The organism is Microbulbifer maximicatervae (SeqCode), from assembly GCF_052467695.1.
This window is the reverse complement of the sequence record NZ_CP174320.1, coordinates 1,982,501-1,999,768: the sequence shown is the minus strand read 5'-3', so window position 1 is coordinate 1,999,768 and position 17,268 is coordinate 1,982,501. Positions and strand designations below refer to the sequence as shown.

Genomic DNA, 17,268 nt, shown 5'->3' with positions numbered 1-17,268 from the left:
CAGCTAGCGGGAGACGCAAGAACCGAATTACTTCAGTTCTACAACTGCGCCAGCTTCTTCCAGCTCTTTCTTAGCTGCTTCAGCTTCGTCTTTGCTTACGCCTTCTTTCAGCGGGCTCGGAGCGCCGTCTACCAGACCTTTAGCTTCTTTCAAGCCCAGGCCAGTGATGCCGCGAACAACTTTGATCACGTTCACTTTCTTGTCGCCTGGGGAAGTCAGGATTACGTCGAAAGAGTCTTTCTCTTCAGCGGCAGCTTCGCCACCAGCTGGGCCAGCTACAACTGCTGCAGCAGCAGTTACGCCGAATTTCTCTTCCATTGCTTCGATCAGCTCAACAACATCCTTAACGGACATTTCGGCAACAGCATTGATGATATCTTCTTTAGTCAGAGACATGATTCAGTACCTGAATTGGTTTGAGCAGTAGCTGCTCGTATTTCGTTTTGAAACTGCGATTCGCTCTAGCGAAAAAATTACGCAGCTTCCTGCTCTTTTTGGTCGCGAACGGCCGCAATAGTGCGAACCAGCTTGCCAGCAGATGCTTCTTTCAACACGCTCATCAGCTTGGCGATCGCCTCGTCGTAAGTCGGCAGGCTTGCCAACAATGCGACGTCGGTGATCGCGCCTTCGAAGGCAGCACCTTTCAGTTCCAGCTTGTCATTGCCTTTAGCGAACTGGCTCAGGATGCGCGCGCCGGCACCTGGGTGTTCGTTAGAGAATGCAATGATGCTAGGACCTACGAATTTGTCAGTCAGACATTCGTATTCGGTACCTGCCAGAGCGCGACGCGCCAGAGTGTTGCGGACGACTTTCAACCAAACGCCGTTCTCGCGAGCCTCTTTGCGCAGAGTGGTCATGTCATTCACGGTTACGCCGCGGGAATCCGCAACAACCGCAGACAGAGCACCTTCAGCAGCTTGCTGGACATCTGCGACAATCGCTTTCTTGTCTTCGAGTCCAATAGCCATAGTGTCACTCCTGGATTTGAAAAAAACCGGACTTAAACGTCCGATCCGTTCCGGTGCATAAAGCTCAAATCCAGTAAAAATACTGGTTTGGGCGACACCGTCTGCGTAGGCTCGAACCTCGCAATGGCCAACCTGGCCGAAGTTCGGATTAAGCCAGGCACGTTAAACCTCAACGCACCTGACACCTACGGTCTTTGACGGCCCACCTTGTGCCGAAGCATTCAGGTGGACCCCAAAGTTCGATTTACTGAGAGGTGATCACACCCCGCAGTGATATTTAGATGTTCAGGGAAGACTGATCGATAACCAGACCCGGGCCCATAGTGGTGCTCAGGGTGATCTTCTTCAGATATACACCTTTTGCAGAAGCCGGCTTGGCTTTCTTCAGGTCGGCAACCAGAGCTTCCAGGTTCTCTTTCAGAGAGTTCGCATCGAAAGCAACTTTACCGATACCACCGTGGATAATGCCGCCTTTGTCAGCGCGGAAACGCACCTGACCCGCTTTGGCATTTTTAACCGCAGTAGCAACGTCTGGAGTTACGGTGCCAGTCTTCGGGTTCGGCATCAGGCCGCGCGGGCCGAGGATTTGACCCAGCTGACCTACAACGCGCATCGCATCGGGGGAAGCGATTACTACGTCGAAGTCCATCTTGCCTGCTTTAACGTCGGCAGCCAGCTCGTCCATACCGATCAAGTCAGCGCCCGCTTCTTTAGCGGCGTCAGCGTTAGCACCCTGGGTGAAAACAGCTACGCGAACTTCTTTACCAGTACCGTGCGGCAGAGTAGTTGCACCGCGAACAGCCTGGTCGGATTTACGTGGGTCGATGCCCAGGTTTACAGAAGCGTCTACAGTTTCTGCAAACTTAACGTTGGACAGCTCTTTCAGCAGAGCTACGGCTTCTTCGATACCGTAAGCCTTACCAGCTTCAACCTTCTCAGCGATTACGCGCTGACGCTTGCTCAATTTAGCCACTTAGAGACCCTCCACTTCGATACCGGCGCTGCGAGCGGAACCAGCGATAGTGCGCACGGCCGCGTCCAAGTCGGATGCAGTCAGGTCTGCTTTCTTCATTTCTACGATCTCTTCCAGCTGAGCGCGGGTTACTTTACCCACTTTCTCAGTGTTCGGACGACCGGAACCGCTCTTGATCTTGGCAGCCTTGCGCAGCAGTACAGCGGCGGGCGGCGACTTCATGATGAAGGTGAAGGAGCGGTCGTTGTATACAGAGATTACAACTGGAACTGGCAGACCTGGCTCGAGGCTCTGGGTCTGGGCGTTGAACGCCTTACAGAATTCCATGATGTTCACACCGTGCTGACCCAGTGCGGGACCAACGGGCGGACTCGGGTTGGCCTGACCGGCCTTAACTTGCAGCTTGATATAAGCTTCTACTTTCTTAGCCATTACAGCTCTCCTCTAGTTGGGTATTAACGCCCGCCACTCAGCCATAAGGTTTAAGGGCAAGCTCCCCGAACCCCGAAATGAAAACTCATTTTTCGGGGACGCGAAAACCCCCTTCCACCTCGCGGCGAAAGGGGGCAAAAAATTTATACTGGAATCAGGTCTTCTCTACCTGACTGAACTCCAGTTCAACCGGGGTGGAACGCCCGAAGATCAACACAGCCACTCGCAAGCGACTCTTCTCGTAGTTAACCTCTTCAACCACACCGTTGAAATCATTAAACGGACCGTCGATAACTCGAACCATTTCACCGGGCTCAAACAGAGTCTTGGGCTTGGGCTTATCGGCGGAATCGTCAATGCGATTCAGGATAGCCTGCGCTTCGCGGTCAGTAATCGGGGCTGGCTTATCCGCCTTACCGCCGATAAAACCCAGTACTCGGGGAGTTTCTTTCACCAAGTGCCAGGTATCGTCATTCAATTCCATTTCTACCAGGACATAGCCCGGGAAAAACTTGCGTTCACTCTTGCGCTTTTGCCCTGCGCGCATCTCAACCACTTCTTCCGTGGGAACCAGGACTTCACCAAACAGGTGGTCCATTTCGTTCAGCTCAATGCGCTCTTTCAGGGAGCTGGCGACACGCTTCTCATAGCCCGAGTAAGCCTGGACCACATACCAATTCTTTGACATGTATCAACCTTTAGCCGATAAATTTGGAAGCCGCCCAACCCAGAGCCGAATCAAGCGCCCACAAGATAAGCGCCATAATCAACACGAAAACAACCACAATCGCTGTGGTCTGGGTTGCTTCTTGGCGGGTCGGCCAAACCACACGCCTGACTTCAGTTTGCGCTTCGCGCAACAGTTGCCACAACGCATTGCCTTTGGCGGTATTTACAGCCACAACCAGAGCTACCAGACAGATGGCAGTTACTGCCAACACTCGGTAAAACAAAGGGAATTCGGCGTAATATGAATTGCCTGCAACAGCACCGCCCACCAGCAGCACTATTAACAACCACTTCAGACCGTCAAGACGAAAGGTTTTCGCTTCTGTTTTAGCATTCATATAAGAAGCCCTTAGCGCACTATAGATAATCTTTTAGCGCTCATAAACACAAAAGCCCCACTGACAAGTAGGGTTTTGCGACACCCCTAAGCTTATCTAAGCGGAGTGATTAAAAATGGCAGGCCAGGAGGGACTCGAACCCCCAACACCCGGTTTTGGAGACCGGTGCTCTACCAATTGAACTACTGGCCTGTACAGTGTGAGCACTTTCGCACTCAAAGATGAGAGAGCTACAGGAACTCTCCCACCTGGTGCACCACATAGAATATTGTGATGCAGAAATCAAAGATTACTCAATGATCTTAGCAACAACGCCCGCACCTACGGTACGACCACCTTCGCGGATAGCGAAGCGCAGGCCGTCTTCCATGGCGATCGGAGCGATCAGGGTAACAACCATTTGAATGTTGTCGCCCGGCATTACCATTTCAGTACCTTCCGGCAGCTCTACCGCACCAGTTACGTCGGTAGTACGGAAGTAGAATTGAGGACGGTAGCCTTTGAAGAACGGGGTGTGACGACCACCTTCGTCCTTGGACAGTACATACACTTCCGCTTCGAACTTGGTGTGCGGAGTGATGGAGCCCGGCTTAGCCAGTACCTGACCACGCTCTACTTCGTCACGCTTGGTGCCGCGCAGCAGTGCGCCGATGTTCTCACCAGCACGACCTTCGTCGAGCAGCTTGCGGAACATTTCAACACCAGTACAGGTAGTAGTGGTGGTTTCTTTGATACCAACGATTTCGATCTCGTCGCCAGTGTTGATCACACCGCGCTCTACACGACCAGTTACAACAGTACCACGGCCAGAGATAGAGAATACGTCTTCGATCGGCATCAGGAACGGCTGATCTACAGCGCGCTCTGGCTCAGGGATGTACTCGTCCAGAGTCTCTACCAGCTTCTTAACAGCGGTAGTACCCATTTCGTTGTCGTCTTCGCCGTTCAGGGCCATCAGAGCGGAACCAACGATGATCGGAGTGTCGTCACCTGGGAACTCGTACTGGTCCAGAAGTTCGCGAACTTCCATTTCCACCAGCTCGAGCAGCTCTTCGTCGTCTACCATGTCCGCTTTGTTCAGGAATACAACGATGTAAGGTACACCTACCTGACGGGAAAGCAGGATGTGCTCACGAGTCTGCGGCATGGGGCCGTCAGCTGCGGAACATACCAGGATAGCGCCGTCCATCTGAGCAGCACCGGTGATCATGTTCTTAACGTAGTCGGCGTGTCCCGGGCAATCTACGTGCGCGTAGTGGCGAGTCGGGGACTCGTACTCAACGTGAGAAGTAGCGATGGTGATACCGCGCTCACGCTCTTCCGGTGCATTGTCGATACCGTCGAAAGCAACAGCGTCACCGCCCCAAACTTCCGCACATACGCGGGTCAGAGCAGCGGTCAGGGTGGTTTTACCGTGGTCAACGTGACCGATGGTGCCCACGTTCACGTGGGGCTTGGAACGTTCAAACTTTTCTTTTGCCATTGCAGCCTCCTATATATAGGCGAGCCGATAACGGCACCACCCACGTCCAGAACATGCACATCCGACCCGGAAAATCCGACCCCGGACACAAACAACCGCAAGAGCTTTCACTCTTGCGGTCATATAAAATGGAGCTCATGGGCGGATTTGAACCGCCGACCTCACCCTTACCAAGGGTGTGCTCTACCCCTGAGCTACATGAGCTAAAATCTTGCCGATAACGGCATCTTAAAATGTTGCACCCTGGAGAGCATTCCAACCAACCCCAAAACTTGGAGCGGGCAGCGGGGATCGAACCCGCATCATCAGCTTGGAAGGCTGAGGTTCTACCATTGAACTATGCCCGCTTTCGGGACCTCCATGCGAAACCCTTCGATTTCGCGCAACACCCTAAGGTGTAATATGGTGCAGGGGGGTGGATTCGAACCACCGAAGCTTTCGCGTCAGATTTACAGTCTGATCCCTTTGGCCACTCGGGAACCCCTGCTCAAAGCGGTGTGCATTGTCTACACATCTCGCTGCGCTGTCAACAATTTTTCTTTAAATTTCACATACTTAGCAGCGAAACCTAATTTTGACAGCAACGGGATGAAAATGGAGCTGGCGAGAGGAGTCGAACCCCCGACCGGCTGATTACAAGTCAGCTGCTCTACCAACTGAGCTACGCCAGCCCTATCCCGTTCATTGCCGAAGTTGTTAAGTCACCCTCGTCAATGGAGGCGGGATTCTATGGGAACTTATCTCGACACGCAACACCCTTTTTGCAGATAAATCATATTTTTTATGTCGCCTATTCCAACTTGTTGAAAAAAACAGCGATTCGAGACGCCACCTGATGATTTTCTGATAAATCTGCTTTTTTGTTAGCCAAGCACTTCAGAACAAAGATTTGGGCGCCGATCCAGGTCCGGGTATTCACTTTGCAATTGTCGCCAAAATTCTTCTGCAAGACTTTCTGTGCTGCCGGGGGGCATAACTATCCACCGCTCCATATAGGTTTGCGGCTCCTCCTTGAACTGCGCGGTAACCCCCCTCTCCTTCAAAACGCTGGTATGGGACTCAGCTCGGGCTCGCTCACTGAAAATCCCAAATGAAATGCCATTTTCCAATGCGCCTTTGGGAATGACATAGCTGTCGATCCCCTGAGACTGTAGTTCACGCAAGCGGTTGTAGGCCTCCCGCCTCGAACTCAGTGGCGGCAGATATACCCAGTAGCGCATCTGCCCCTGCATTTCTATATCACGCAGCTCGGCTTTAACCTGAAGGGACCGGATTCGCTGCAAGAGATCCTCGCCCTGGTACTCCTCCGCGAAAGGCCCCAACAGCGTACAAAGCTGCTCAACCTCAAAGGACTCCTTACTCAGTGCCCCGGCCTTCTCTGGAGCAGGCAGCTCTTCAGGGGATATTTCGCTAACGAGGGTAATTTTCTTTCCCTCCGACTCGTGAGGGATCGGGTTCTTGCCGCTACTTAACTGCGGAGACGGCGCTACCAACATATACCAGGCAAAAAGCACAGCGTTCAGGGCGACTAAAGAAAGGGCTATCCAGCGCATAACAGAGTAAATTTTTATGGATTACTAAGGGCCAACCCATCCATCACCAAATCGGGAACCAGGCGATGTTCGTGCTGGTAAACTGCGGAGAGCAACTGCGCATCCCCGCCGGTTAACCACAATAAAGGGGGGGAACCGGAGTGGACCTGCAATTCTTCCATTGCTCGATCAACCGCACCCAACACCATCAGCAAGAGGCCACGGTTTATCGCCTCATTGGTATTGCGTCCCGCGCCCAATGTTTTTGTCAGGGCCAGTGCCTCACGACTCTTTGCTGCATGAGTATCGACACTGAGAACGCGATTCATCAATCCGAAACCGGGAACGATATATCCCCCAATGTGGCGCCCGCTATTGTCCAGCAAATCTAAGGTGACCGCACTGCCGCAATCCACAATTAATGATGCTCGGGGAGATTGCTGGTAGGCCGCCAACATTGCCAGCCACCGATCCACCCCCAGGGCGGAGTGGTCTTCATACCCGCAGATAACGCCGGCACATTGGGGCGCTACTGCCGAGAATTCAGCCTCCAGTGTGAACAGGTCTCGGGCCACCCGACTCAAGAATTCAGCAACAACGGGACCGGCAACATTCACTACCCGAAAACGGTAGGGGGTTAGGTCTGCCCAACCCTCAGGCAAAACCTGCTGGCGCAACTGCCCAGTTTCGATATCACCACGGGCTATCACCTCGCCTTCGACCAGGTAGCGCCACTTACCCCGTGTATTGCCGACATCCAGCTCTAGAATCACACCTGCCCCCGCAACGAGATTTCCCCCCCATGAAATGACTTTTGCCCTTTATCAGTGTCGAGTAACAAGGCTCCTTTTTCATCGACACCGGCCGCAACACCTTCCCAGCTCAAATTACCTGACCGCAACTGAACTGGCTGCCCGGCAAACTGGTCTAGGGTTGACCACGATTCCCGGTAAGCGGCGAAGCCCCCTTCCGGGTAAGTTTCCAGCATCGGTAACAGCTCGCTGAGTATCGCCGCAGTTAATTCACTGCGGCCAATACCAGGACGGACTTGCTGGAGATCTGCCCATGGTTGATCAATCTCCTCTGCTGTCTTTGCGTTGAGACCATTATTCAACCCAATGCCGATAACCACTGAACAGCGGTCGGTTAAATCCCCTTTTAGCTCAAGTAATACACCGGCCAATTTACGGCCCTGGCACCACACATCATTTGGCCACTTCAGGCGCACGCCCGGTACAGAAAAACGCTCGAGCGCTTTTGCCACAGCAACACCGACGGCAAGACTCAACCCCTCCAGGCTTTGTACACCGCCATTAAACTCCCAGCCCACTGAGAGGCTGATACTTGTGGCATAGGGGCTGACCCAGTTGCGACCACGGCGGCCCCGACCGGCACTTTGCCGCTCGGCGAGAATCGCTACAGCGTGTCCCTTACCTTCTTCAAAACGTTCCAGTAACAGGGAGTTCGTTGAACTCAACTCATCAAAAACCTGCAACTCGCGCAGTAGCGCTCGGGCTGAACCATCCAGCTGAGCGGTAACAGTCTGCTCAGATAGCAGGTCGAGACCTCCCGGCAAGCGATAACCTCGCCCCTTAGCAGACTCAAGCGTCAGGCCGTAGCTCTCGAGCTTTTGTAGTTGTTTCCAAACAGCGGCTCGGCTGACACCAAGCGCATTCCCGAGGGATTCTCCCGAGTGTATTTCCCCATCCGCCAGAAGCTCCAGCACCGGGCGAAGCTGTTCTAATGGTGTTTTTGCGGCGACGTCCTGCAATTTGTTCAACCTTTTACATAATGGCGGCCATAGCGATGCCCGAGGCTCGTCAGGACTTCATAACCGATAGTCCCGGCATACCCAGCGACCTCATCCACCGTAAGCTGGTCATTGAGAATCTCGATCGACTGAAGGGAGTCCCGCTCCTCTTCGCTGAGACCCGAAATATCGAAAGTGGTAGAGTCCATTGATATACGCCCAACAATTGGCAGAGGGCGGCCATGCCCCCATCCGCGCCCCCGCCCCCCTTGGGCTCGTATAATGCCATCGGCATATCCACCCCGAGCTACCGCAAGCCAACTATCTCCGGGAACTTCCTGGGTCGCACCATACCCCACAGACCGGGACTGACTGACATAGCGCTTTTGGACAATTGGCAAACCCAAAGTCACCGTTGGACGCATCAGGTTTTCAGCCTCAGGGACAGGGTTAAGGCCGTATAGTGCGGAGCCCGGTCGGGCAATATCAAAGTGATAGTCCTCACCCAAAAAGATGCCGGATGAGTTCGCAAGGCTGAGCTGAATATCCGGGCACAGTTCCCGCAAGCGATCGCCCGCGGTCTTAAACTCGTTCAACTGAAGCTTGTTATGCGGATGCTGGGGCTGATCTGCACAGGCAAGATGACTGAAGAACATCCGAACATCGGCGGACTCTAAGAGAGGGCGGTCCTTGAGCAGCAATTCGAACTCATCCGGGGTCAATCCCAGCCGAGTCATGCCGGTATCAATTTTTACGGCGCAAGGGGCCTCCAACTGAGCTTTCTCGCAGATTTCAACCCAGCTCTTCAATTGATCCAGAGTAAACAATGTGGGGATCAAACCCGCGCGAGCGCACTCTAGTTCAGCACCAGGCCTGACACCGGTAAAAATGACTATATTCACATCGTTGCCGAGGTCACTGCGCAAGCGCTCCCCCTCGACTTGGGTGGCCACAAAGAAATCGCGGCATCCCTGAGCGTATAGCGCCGGTGCAACATGAGCCATTCCCAAGCCGTAAGCATCCGCTTTAACCACAGCACCGCACCGGGTGCCGGCTTTCAAGCGATTAGCCAGATCCTGATAGTTATCTGCTATAGACCTCAGGTTGATACTTAATAACCCTTCACGAAAGTCACTCATACCAGTACAACTCTCTAAATCAGTAAGCTAGGTAGCTCCGAGCAGACTCTCTCGCTGCAGCGCTCGGGCACCGCCTAATATACACCCAACAACCAACAAAAGGCTGACTAGTGAGCCAGCGATCATCAGAGATATGGAGACCGTATCCCCAACCAGTAGAGCCTTAAACCACTGCTGTTGCGCGACCAGCGGGACCAAATGCCAGGCAGGCTCCTCTAGCTCTATGGATGACATATCCAATATTAACAACATAGTGACAGGTAAAATCTGCAATATACTCAATTGAGTTTGGGCATCTTTAAATGACTGGGAACGCAACGCTAACAATATTTGCAGTACGGCAACCAATAGAGCCAGTGGGAGCAGGGCTAGCGCCATAGCAACCATGCCACTCAGCGTAGTTGCATGTTGTATCCCCATTTCAGCCAAGGGCAAAAATGGAAAAACAGCCATTAGCGAAACTAACGCGAGAATTGAAGATAACCAACTGATACTGGCTACAGCGAGAACCTTGGCCAGGACCACCTGCCAGGCGGCCAGAGGTTGTTGCAGTAATACCTCAAAACTCATTCTCTCCCGCTCACCGGCAGAGGCATCAATGGACGAGGACAGGCAACCTATAAACAGCGTCATTATCAAGAGTGTCGGTATTGAACCAACAATCCAGGCACTGCGGGTAGACGGGGTACTGACATCCCTGACCTGGACTTGCCAGGGTGCTATTGTTTTTAGTGGGACTCCCCTAGCGACCATTCTTTGTTGAACAATGAGCTGTTGTAGCTCACCCAGCTTTTGTTGAACATGACTCGCGCCTTGCCCGCTGAAACGATCGGAGCTATCAACATACAAATAAACCTTGGGGCTGCGGAAATTGCGATAATCGGTAGAAAAACCTTCATCAATTTTCACAACTGCATCGTAACCTTCATCAAGTAAAGCTATCGGGTCCCCTTCTGACAGGCTATCCAGTTCCACCCGCCCTTTACTCAGCTGCTGCTCTAATACTGGTAAATCCTGCCCGCCTAACAACGCTAGCTGAAATGTCCTCTCCCCTTGGGACTTAAACATAAACAGAGTCATCGATGCGATCATTCCGGGAAATGAAATGGCAAACAGCAAAGATAAATACAATGCTCGCCGGTCACGCCAAACCTCTAAAGACTCCTTCTTCAGAAGAGCAGACATGGCGGGAGTAAATAATAGGTTTAAAAATTTCATGCCATCACCTCCCCTTTAACCCCGTAAGCCAGAGTGACGAAACTATCTTCCAGGTTTTTACAGCCTGTGCGTTCTACAAGCTCATCGGGGGTACCACTATCGACAATAGCACCGTTAGCCATCACCAATACCCTATCTGACAACTCAGTAACTTCAGCCATAATATGGCTGGAAAATAAAATGGCTACGCCCTCAGAGCGCAACCGCAGAAGTGTTTTCCGCAGCAGTCTCGCTGCAAGGACATCAAGCCCGCGAGTCGGTTCATCGAGTATCAAATGCGTAGGCCGGTGAACTAGTGCCCGCGCCAGCGACACTTTCATTCTCTCCCCCTGGGAAAAGCCTTTTGTCCGACGTTGCCACAAATCTTCTAATTCCAGCTCTTCTCGAACAGAATTCAATGCGCGCTTAAGCTCTGCCCCAAATAATCCCTGCGCACTGGCAAAAAATGATAAGTACTCCGCTACAGTAAGTCGTTCATACAAGCCTTCACGATCGCCGACAACGCCCAATTGCCGCTTTATTTCTAATGGCTTTTCGGCCACATTAAGCCCACTAACAATTACTGTACCTTCATCCGGTTTTACCAACCCCGTTATAATTCTGAGGCATGTAGTTTTACCGGCTCCATTAGCCCCCAGCAAAGCGGTTATTTGGCCATCAGGTATATTGAAATTCAGGTCTTTGAGTACTTTCTTTCCAGAGAATTGCTTGTGAATAGATTTAACAGCAATCATTTGTTATCCCCTTGGCTCGATAGCAACTCACTGGATACCGCTTTATCAATTTCAGGTCCAAAAGCACCCGCCATAAAAGGTGGTCTTTGAATATCCGCAATACAATCACTATCTAAAGAAGCAAGTGGAGATTTTAGAAAATCATCTATTAGCTTTGGTATACAACCGCGCATACTATTGATATGTCCACCACCTGGAACCACTACCTGTTTTAATTCTGAAAGATACCCCAAGCTTTGTTCCGCATAATAATGTGGGGTAATAGGGTCAGCCTCCCCAGAAATAATTAACACAGGATGATTTCTTTCTTCCGGGACTTCGTAAGTGATAGGAGATACGGGCCACACCTTGCAACCCTCAGCAAAAATCTCAAAAAAAGCATCACCTAAAAAGCTATCGCGAATATCTGCAGCCAGCTCTTCCTCTGTAGTGCGATTTAATTCTTCAGCGCAAGCAACTGATAAGGTGAGCCCCATAGACATACTTCCATCATCAGATAAAAGTCCAACCAACCCCGATAGCGGTAAATAATTACCCTCCTCAGCCTGGCTAATAGCGTATGGTAACTGCGCTGCCGTTTCAGGTGTGTAGAGCGCGGTCCTTATCAGGTTTTGTATGAAGCTACGGGGAACACTTGTTTCCATTGTGCGACCAGAGTGGGGGTCCGGGAAGTTCGATGCTCTTCCATCCCAGTCCCTAAGCAAGCTATCCAGGTCAGATCTCCAATCGCCAAATTCGGAGCACACCGGATCCTGACTGCAGTCTTTCTCCAATTTTAGCAGCGCCTTTTCAGCAGCTTGCGCAGTAAGAAAAACTTTTGAATCAATCGGGGCTACGGCATCCAGGATCAGGACACTTAAACTTTCGGGATACCATTGCTGGTAAAGAAGCGCGGTGCGAGTTCCCCAAGAACCTCCCCACAAAGCAATTTTTTTATGTCTCAACTGAAGGCGCACTTCCTCCAGATCATCAACCGCTTGACGGCTATGCAGTGTTTTAGCAAAGGAGGAGTTTTCAAGGTAGCAAGTTGAGAATTGATCGGTGACCGCCTCCAGATCCATATGGACTTCTCCGTCGATCCCACAGTCAAATGCAGCCGAGTAACCCGAACCGCGCCTATCGACAAGTACGATCGCCCTACTCTGATTGACTTTATATAAGGCATTTAGAATCGGGGTCAGAAAACTCGCTGCCTGACCGGGGCCACCGGCCAGTAAATAAAGTGGCTCCAGTCCAATGTCATTAACTGCTGGGGCTATCATTATCGCTAGATCTACTGCAGCTTCTCCTTCACCAACCGGTATCTTTGTACAGTGCAGAGCATGGCTCCAGCCGTCCAGGTAGCAGGACTCGAAGTTATTCTCTTCTCTCTCTTCTGCAACTGCTGGAGATAGCCCTATAAACAAGCTGATCGCGAAGATCGCAAACCTCTGTATCCAAACCACTGCCAACCCCCTATCCAACGAATTTATCCCAACCAGTGTATCGAACTGCTCCTAAGCTGTCGTCATCCAACAAAAGGCAGATAATTGCATTTGCATTAGCGCCCACCCCTGCACAGTGGTATGGTTTCTTATTTACTTGCCCATGATTGCACCCATGAGCTTTTCAGACCGAGAAAAACACCTAATCCGAGCCGCCTTTGCCTGGGGCCAAATCACACAACAGGAAGGCTATACACTTTCTGATCTTGAAATTGAAAAATCGGTTCTCTTCCGACGATTACTTGGCGGTCGGCCGCCATTGGCATTCCCGCCACCATTGCGTCACGGATTTCCCTGGTATGACGTTATTGAAGGGCGTAGCGAACACTTAGTGAGTGCATCCGAAGCCTCACCTGAATGCAGCATCATTGCACCGGGCTGTAAGCTCGGGGATACCTGCATTCTTATTGACGGAGCCTTTTGGCGCGTAGTCGAAACTGTTCGCGAGCACGAAGAATATATCGTTGAGTGGGGCCAATACCCAATGCAGTGGCGCTTGAAAAAGCATTGGGAAGTAAACTATGAAATGACACAACAGCTTCATAGTTTTCGTAAAGATAACCCCAATGCCGAAGTGAGCTTTGACAACTATTTAAGCCAAAGGGAGTACCGGGAATTTCGCATAGACGATGATCAGACGGTATGGCTCTGTGAATGGCAATTAAGCCGCACCAGCCTCTCTGGTTGGGTTTGGGTTGGGACAATACTACCTGTTCCCGATTATCAGCTCGTTCCAGTGTTCGACGATGATCACGGCCCGGTTATTCTCGGCGAGGATGGTAATTCCAATGGGCAGGCCTGGCTGCGTATTGAAGATGCCACAGATGAATACCGCTTCGTTAAACTACTGGGAACCTACGACTACCAGTCGCTAATTACTGCGAGCACCACTGAGCTGAAGACCTTTTTACAAGACCTACAGCAAGAAGAGTCAGCAGACATTGAAGTATTGGATTGGCACCAGAACAATGCCGCACGACGCTTTGCTCTCCCTGCCGAGCTGGTTCCACTAGAAGACCTCAGTTTGAATGATATGAACTTTGACCTCGTTCCAGATAACGCCTTTGCTTACTAGCCCACCCAAGCCCCACCTGGTGGGGCTTTTTTTATCCCCAAATTTTTCTTCTCTCGCATACTGGCGTACCAATCAGCCGCAGTAATCCACAGATTTATCGCTCATAACACTGTTAATAACTGATGTCCGTTTTATGGCGTCTTTGTTACCAACAGAAACCATGGATAGAGCTGTGTATAACTCCGGGATATCCCCTGCCAGCCCCGTGTTTCCTTGGCTCTATTGAAGGCGGGTAAAAAAGCAGCACTTTTTGCGCGGATTTCCACAGCCAGGTGTTACTAACAGAAAGTCTGGATAGAGTTGTGCATAACTTTAATAAACGGGCTACAGGCCCCGTGGTTACAGGGGATTACTGCAGAGACTAAAAAATCACCGATATTTTTATGGGCTAATTTTAATTTTTGGCGGGAGTGGTATGGGTACTTTTCTAGTTTTTACGCGGGTTATTTTTGTTGGATTATTTTTTGAGTGAGTGCAAAGGCGTTTGGAGAGAAGATCGGTAAAGACCTATTTTTATAGGCTTTTTAGGAGAGCGCCTGTTTAAGGTGCTCAGGTAGTTTTAGGTTTTTCTTTTTTTAATTACTGACTGATTTTTTAAATAGAAAGTTGAGTACTAAAGTTTTTCAGAACTATTTTATTTTTTCTATTTAATTTCGACTAAGTAATTCCTGCTTTCCCTTTCTTAGTTTTTTTATTTTTGTTTTTTTAAAATATTTTTTAGCCATAAAAAAAGGGCCACCCTATTGGGTGGCCCTTTTCGGATTAGAAGCCTGACGATGACCTACTCTCACATGGGGAAGCCCCACACTACCATCGGCGATGTTGCGTTTCACTTCTGAGTTCGGCAAGGGATCAGGTGGTTCCACAACTCTATTGTCGTCAGGCAAACTGGCTTGGGTTGGCGTTGGTCTTATAAGCAATGTGCTTGGCCTGCCGCGTTATCGCTGTTTGCCTCGGTCATGTTATTGACCGGCGATAACCCCAAATAAGTCGGTAAAACAATCTGTAGTAATACACCGCAAGCGATCGTATGTCTCTAACTCACAATCCGCTAGCTTAGCTAGTCGTTAGTAACCATCTCTGTTGTATGGTCAAGCCGCACGGGCAATTAGTACTGGTTAGCTCAACGCCTCACAACGCTTCCACACCCAGCCTATCAACGTGGTAGTCTTCCACGGCCCTTCAGGAGGCTCAAGGCCTCAGGGAGATCTTATCTTGAAGGAGGCTTCCCGCTTAGATGCTTTCAGCGGTTATCCCGTCCGAACATAGCTACCCGGCAATGCCACTGGCGTGACAACCGGAACACCAGAGGTTCGTTCACTCCGGTCCTCTCGTACTAGGAGCAACTCTTCTCAAATCTCCAACGCCCACGGCAGATAGGGACCGAACTGTCTCACGACGTTCTAAACCCAGCTCGCGTACCACTTTAAATGGCGAACAGCCATACCCTTGGGACCGGCTTCAGCCCCAGGATGTGATGAGCCGACATCGAGGTGCCAAACACCGCCGTCGATGTGAACTCTTGGGCGGTATCAGCCTGTTATCCCCGGAGTACCTTTTATCCGTTGAGCGATGGCCCTTCCATACAGAACCACCGGATCACTATGACCTACTTTCGTACCTGCTCGACATGTCTGTCTCGCAGTCAAGCGCACTTATACCATTATGCTCATTGCATGATTTCCGACCATGCTGAGTGCACCTTCGTACTCCTCCGTTACTCTTTGGGAGGAGACCGCCCCAGTCAAACTACCCACCATACACTGTCCTCGATCCGGATAACGGACCAGAGTTAGAACCTCAAACATACCAGGGTGGTATTTCAAGGACGGCTCCACAACAACTAGCGTCATTGCTTCAAAGCCTCCCACCTATCCTACACAAATAGGCTCAAAGTTCAGTGCAAAGCTGTAGTAAAGGTTCACGGGGTCTTTCCGTCTAGCCGCGGGTACACTGCATCTTAACAGCGATTTCAATTTCACTGAGTCTCTGGTGGAGACAGCGTGGCCATCGTTACGCCATTCGTGCAGGTCGGAACTTACCCGACAAGGAATTTCGCTACCTTAGGACCGTTATAGTTACGGCCGCCGTTTACCGGGGCTTCGATCAAGAGCTTCGCCGAAGCTAACCCCATCAATTAACCTTCCGGCACCGGGCAGGCGTCACACCCTATACGTCCTCTTACGAGTTTGCAGAGTGCTATGTTTTTAATAAACAGTCGCAGCCACCTGGTCACTTCGACCGGCCTCAGCTTAGGGAGCAAGTCCCATCACCAAAACCGGCGTACCTTCTCCCGAAGTTACGGTACCATTTTGCCTAGTTCCTTCACCAGAGTTCTCTCAAGCGCCTTGGTATTCTCTACCTGACCACCTGTGTCGGTTTAGAGTACGATTCACTATTACCTGAAGCTTAGAAGTTTTTCCTGGAAGCAGGGCATCAACCACTTCACCCACTAAGTGGGCTTCGTCATCAGTTCTCAGCCTTAGGGACCCGGATTTGCCTAAGTCCCCAGCCTACAACCTTAAACATGGACAACCAATCGCCATGCTGGCCTAGCCTTCTCCGTCACTCCGTCGCAGTAATAGCGAGTACAGGAATATTAACCTGTTTCCCATCGACTACGGCTTTCGCCCTCGCCTTAGGGGTCGACTAACCCTGTCCCGATTAGCGTTGGACAGGAACCCTTGGTCTTCCGGCGGGGAGGTTTTTCACCTCCCTTATCGTTACTCATGTCAGCATTCGCACTTGTGATACCTCCAGCAGACCTCCCGATCCACCTTCAACGGCTTACACAACGCTCCTCTACCATGCTCCTAAGAGCATCCGCAGCTTCGGTTATCAGTTTGAGCCCCGGTATATCTTCCGCGCAGGCCGACTCGACTAGTGAGCTATTACGCTTTCTTTAAAGGATGGCTGCTTCTAAGCCAACCTCCTAGCTGTCTGGGCCTTCCCACATCGTTTCCCACTTAACTGATATTTGGGACCTTAGCTGGCGGTCTGGGTTGTTTCCCTTTCCACGACGGACGTTAGCACCCGCCGTGTGTCTCCCGCGATTGCACTCCTCGGTATTCGGAGTTTGCATGGGGTTGGTAAGTCGGGATGACCCCCTAGCCCAAACAGTGCTCTACCCCCGAGGGTGAGACGCGAGGCGCTACCTAAATAGCTTTCGAGGAGAACCAGCTATCTCCCGGCTTGATTAGCCTTTCACTCCGATCCACAGGTCATCCCCTAATTTTTCAACATTAGTGGGTTCGGTCCTCCAGTTGATGTTACTCAACCTTCAACCTGCCCATGGATAGATCGCCGGGTTTCGGGTCTATTGCCTGCAACTAAACGCCCTATTAAGACTCGATTTCTCTACGGCTCCCCTAAGCGGTTAACCTTGCTACAGACAATAAGTCGCTGACCCATTA

Annotated in this window: 15 protein-coding genes, 5 tRNA genes and 2 rRNA genes (1 of these 22 running past the window's edge); 1 reads left to right on the top strand and 21 read right to left on the bottom strand. The window is 51.2% G+C overall.

What is annotated here, in order from left to right; genetic code table 11:
• Positions 1-27: 27 nt before the first annotated feature.
• The 19 genes from rplL to ACJJI8_RS08605 form a co-directional block, all read right to left on the bottom strand.
• Entirely contained in the window at positions 28-396 is a 369-nt protein-coding gene (gene rplL / locus ACJJI8_RS08695) for a 50S ribosomal protein L7/L12 (RefSeq protein WP_282934403.1), read from the bottom strand.
• A gap of 77 nt (positions 397-473) precedes the next feature.
• Positions 474-968 carry a 50S ribosomal protein L10 gene (gene rplJ, locus ACJJI8_RS08690; RefSeq protein ID WP_282934404.1) on the bottom strand — a complete coding sequence of 165 codons (495 nt, stop codon included), beginning with the start codon at positions 966-968 and terminating at the stop codon, positions 474-476.
• A 277-nt stretch (positions 969-1,245) separates the two neighbouring features.
• Positions 1,246-1,941 (bottom strand): 50S ribosomal protein L1, encoded by a 696-nt coding sequence (gene rplA / locus ACJJI8_RS08685; protein ID WP_108731646.1) that lies wholly within the window; start codon positions 1,939-1,941, stop codon positions 1,246-1,248.
• A complete protein-coding gene (gene rplK / locus ACJJI8_RS08680; protein ID WP_108731645.1) occupies positions 1,942-2,373 on the bottom strand; it encodes a 50S ribosomal protein L11 in 432 nt (143 codons plus the stop codon).
• A gap of 154 nt (positions 2,374-2,527) precedes the next feature.
• Positions 2,528-3,061: a transcription termination/antitermination protein NusG gene (gene nusG / locus ACJJI8_RS08675; RefSeq protein ID WP_108731644.1), complete on the bottom strand. Its 534-nt coding sequence runs from the start codon at positions 3,059-3,061 to the stop codon at positions 2,528-2,530.
• A gap of 10 nt (positions 3,062-3,071) precedes the next feature.
• The gene (gene secE, locus ACJJI8_RS08670) at positions 3,072-3,440 is read right to left on the bottom strand and encodes a preprotein translocase subunit SecE (protein ID WP_108731643.1); all 369 of its coding nucleotides are present in this window, start codon (positions 3,438-3,440) and stop codon (positions 3,072-3,074) included.
• A 116-nt stretch (positions 3,441-3,556) separates the two neighbouring features.
• Positions 3,557-3,632, bottom strand: a tRNA-Trp gene (locus ACJJI8_RS08665).
• A 97-nt stretch (positions 3,633-3,729) separates the two neighbouring features.
• On the bottom strand, positions 3,730-4,923 hold the full coding sequence (gene tuf, locus ACJJI8_RS08660; protein ID WP_108731642.1) for an elongation factor Tu: 1,194 nt from the start codon (positions 4,921-4,923) through the stop codon (positions 3,730-3,732).
• 129 nt (positions 4,924-5,052) lie between these two features.
• Positions 5,053-5,127 (bottom strand) — tRNA-Thr (locus ACJJI8_RS08655).
• Positions 5,128-5,196: 69 nt separating this feature from the next.
• Positions 5,197-5,270 (bottom strand) — tRNA-Gly (locus tag ACJJI8_RS08650).
• 56 nt (positions 5,271-5,326) lie between these two features.
• A tRNA-Tyr gene (locus tag ACJJI8_RS08645) sits at positions 5,327-5,410 on the bottom strand.
• A gap of 108 nt (positions 5,411-5,518) precedes the next feature.
• Positions 5,519-5,594 (bottom strand) — tRNA-Thr (locus ACJJI8_RS08640).
• 192 nt (positions 5,595-5,786) lie between these two features.
• Positions 5,787-6,476, bottom strand: coding sequence for an SPOR domain-containing protein (locus tag ACJJI8_RS08635; RefSeq protein WP_444934810.1), 690 nt, complete (start codon positions 6,474-6,476; stop codon positions 5,787-5,789).
• Positions 6,477-6,490: 14 nt separating this feature from the next.
• Positions 6,491-7,228 carry a type III pantothenate kinase gene (locus ACJJI8_RS08630; RefSeq protein ID WP_444926594.1) on the bottom strand — a complete coding sequence of 246 codons (738 nt, stop codon included), beginning with the start codon at positions 7,226-7,228 and terminating at the stop codon, positions 6,491-6,493.
• Positions 7,225-8,226: a bifunctional biotin--[acetyl-CoA-carboxylase] ligase/biotin operon repressor BirA gene (birA, locus tag ACJJI8_RS08625; RefSeq protein ID WP_444926593.1), complete on the bottom strand. Its 1,002-nt coding sequence runs from the start codon at positions 8,224-8,226 to the stop codon at positions 7,225-7,227. The genes ACJJI8_RS08630 and birA overlap by 4 nt, the downstream gene beginning before the upstream one ends.
• 5 nt (positions 8,227-8,231) lie before the next feature.
• A complete protein-coding gene (gene alr / locus ACJJI8_RS08620) occupies positions 8,232-9,344 on the bottom strand; it encodes an alanine racemase (protein WP_444934809.1) in 1,113 nt (370 codons plus the stop codon).
• A 27-nt stretch (positions 9,345-9,371) separates the two neighbouring features.
• A complete protein-coding gene (locus tag ACJJI8_RS08615; protein ID WP_444934808.1) occupies positions 9,372-10,562 on the bottom strand; it encodes an ABC transporter permease in 1,191 nt (396 codons plus the stop codon).
• Positions 10,559-11,296, bottom strand: a complete 738-nt coding sequence (locus ACJJI8_RS08610) for an ABC transporter ATP-binding protein (protein ID WP_282934411.1) — start codon at positions 11,294-11,296, stop codon at positions 10,559-10,561. The genes ACJJI8_RS08615 and ACJJI8_RS08610 overlap by 4 nt, the downstream gene beginning before the upstream one ends.
• The gene (locus ACJJI8_RS08605; protein ID WP_444934807.1) at positions 11,293-12,741 is read right to left on the bottom strand and encodes an alpha/beta fold hydrolase; all 1,449 of its coding nucleotides are present in this window, start codon (positions 12,739-12,741) and stop codon (positions 11,293-11,295) included. The genes ACJJI8_RS08610 and ACJJI8_RS08605 overlap by 4 nt, the downstream gene beginning before the upstream one ends.
• Before the next feature lie 154 nt (positions 12,742-12,895).
• Between ACJJI8_RS08605 and ACJJI8_RS08600 the strand changes: the two genes are divergently transcribed.
• Positions 12,896-13,855, top strand: a complete 960-nt coding sequence (locus ACJJI8_RS08600; protein ID WP_444906491.1) for a hypothetical protein — start codon at positions 12,896-12,898, stop codon at positions 13,853-13,855.
• Positions 13,856-14,623: 768 nt separating this feature from the next.
• On the opposite strand, the gene rrf is transcribed toward ACJJI8_RS08600, so the two are convergent.
• A 5S ribosomal RNA gene (rrf, locus tag ACJJI8_RS08595) occupies positions 14,624-14,739 on the bottom strand.
• Positions 14,740-14,942: 203 nt separating this feature from the next.
• Positions 14,943-17,268 (bottom strand): 23S ribosomal RNA (locus ACJJI8_RS08590) (it continues 556 nt past the right edge of the window).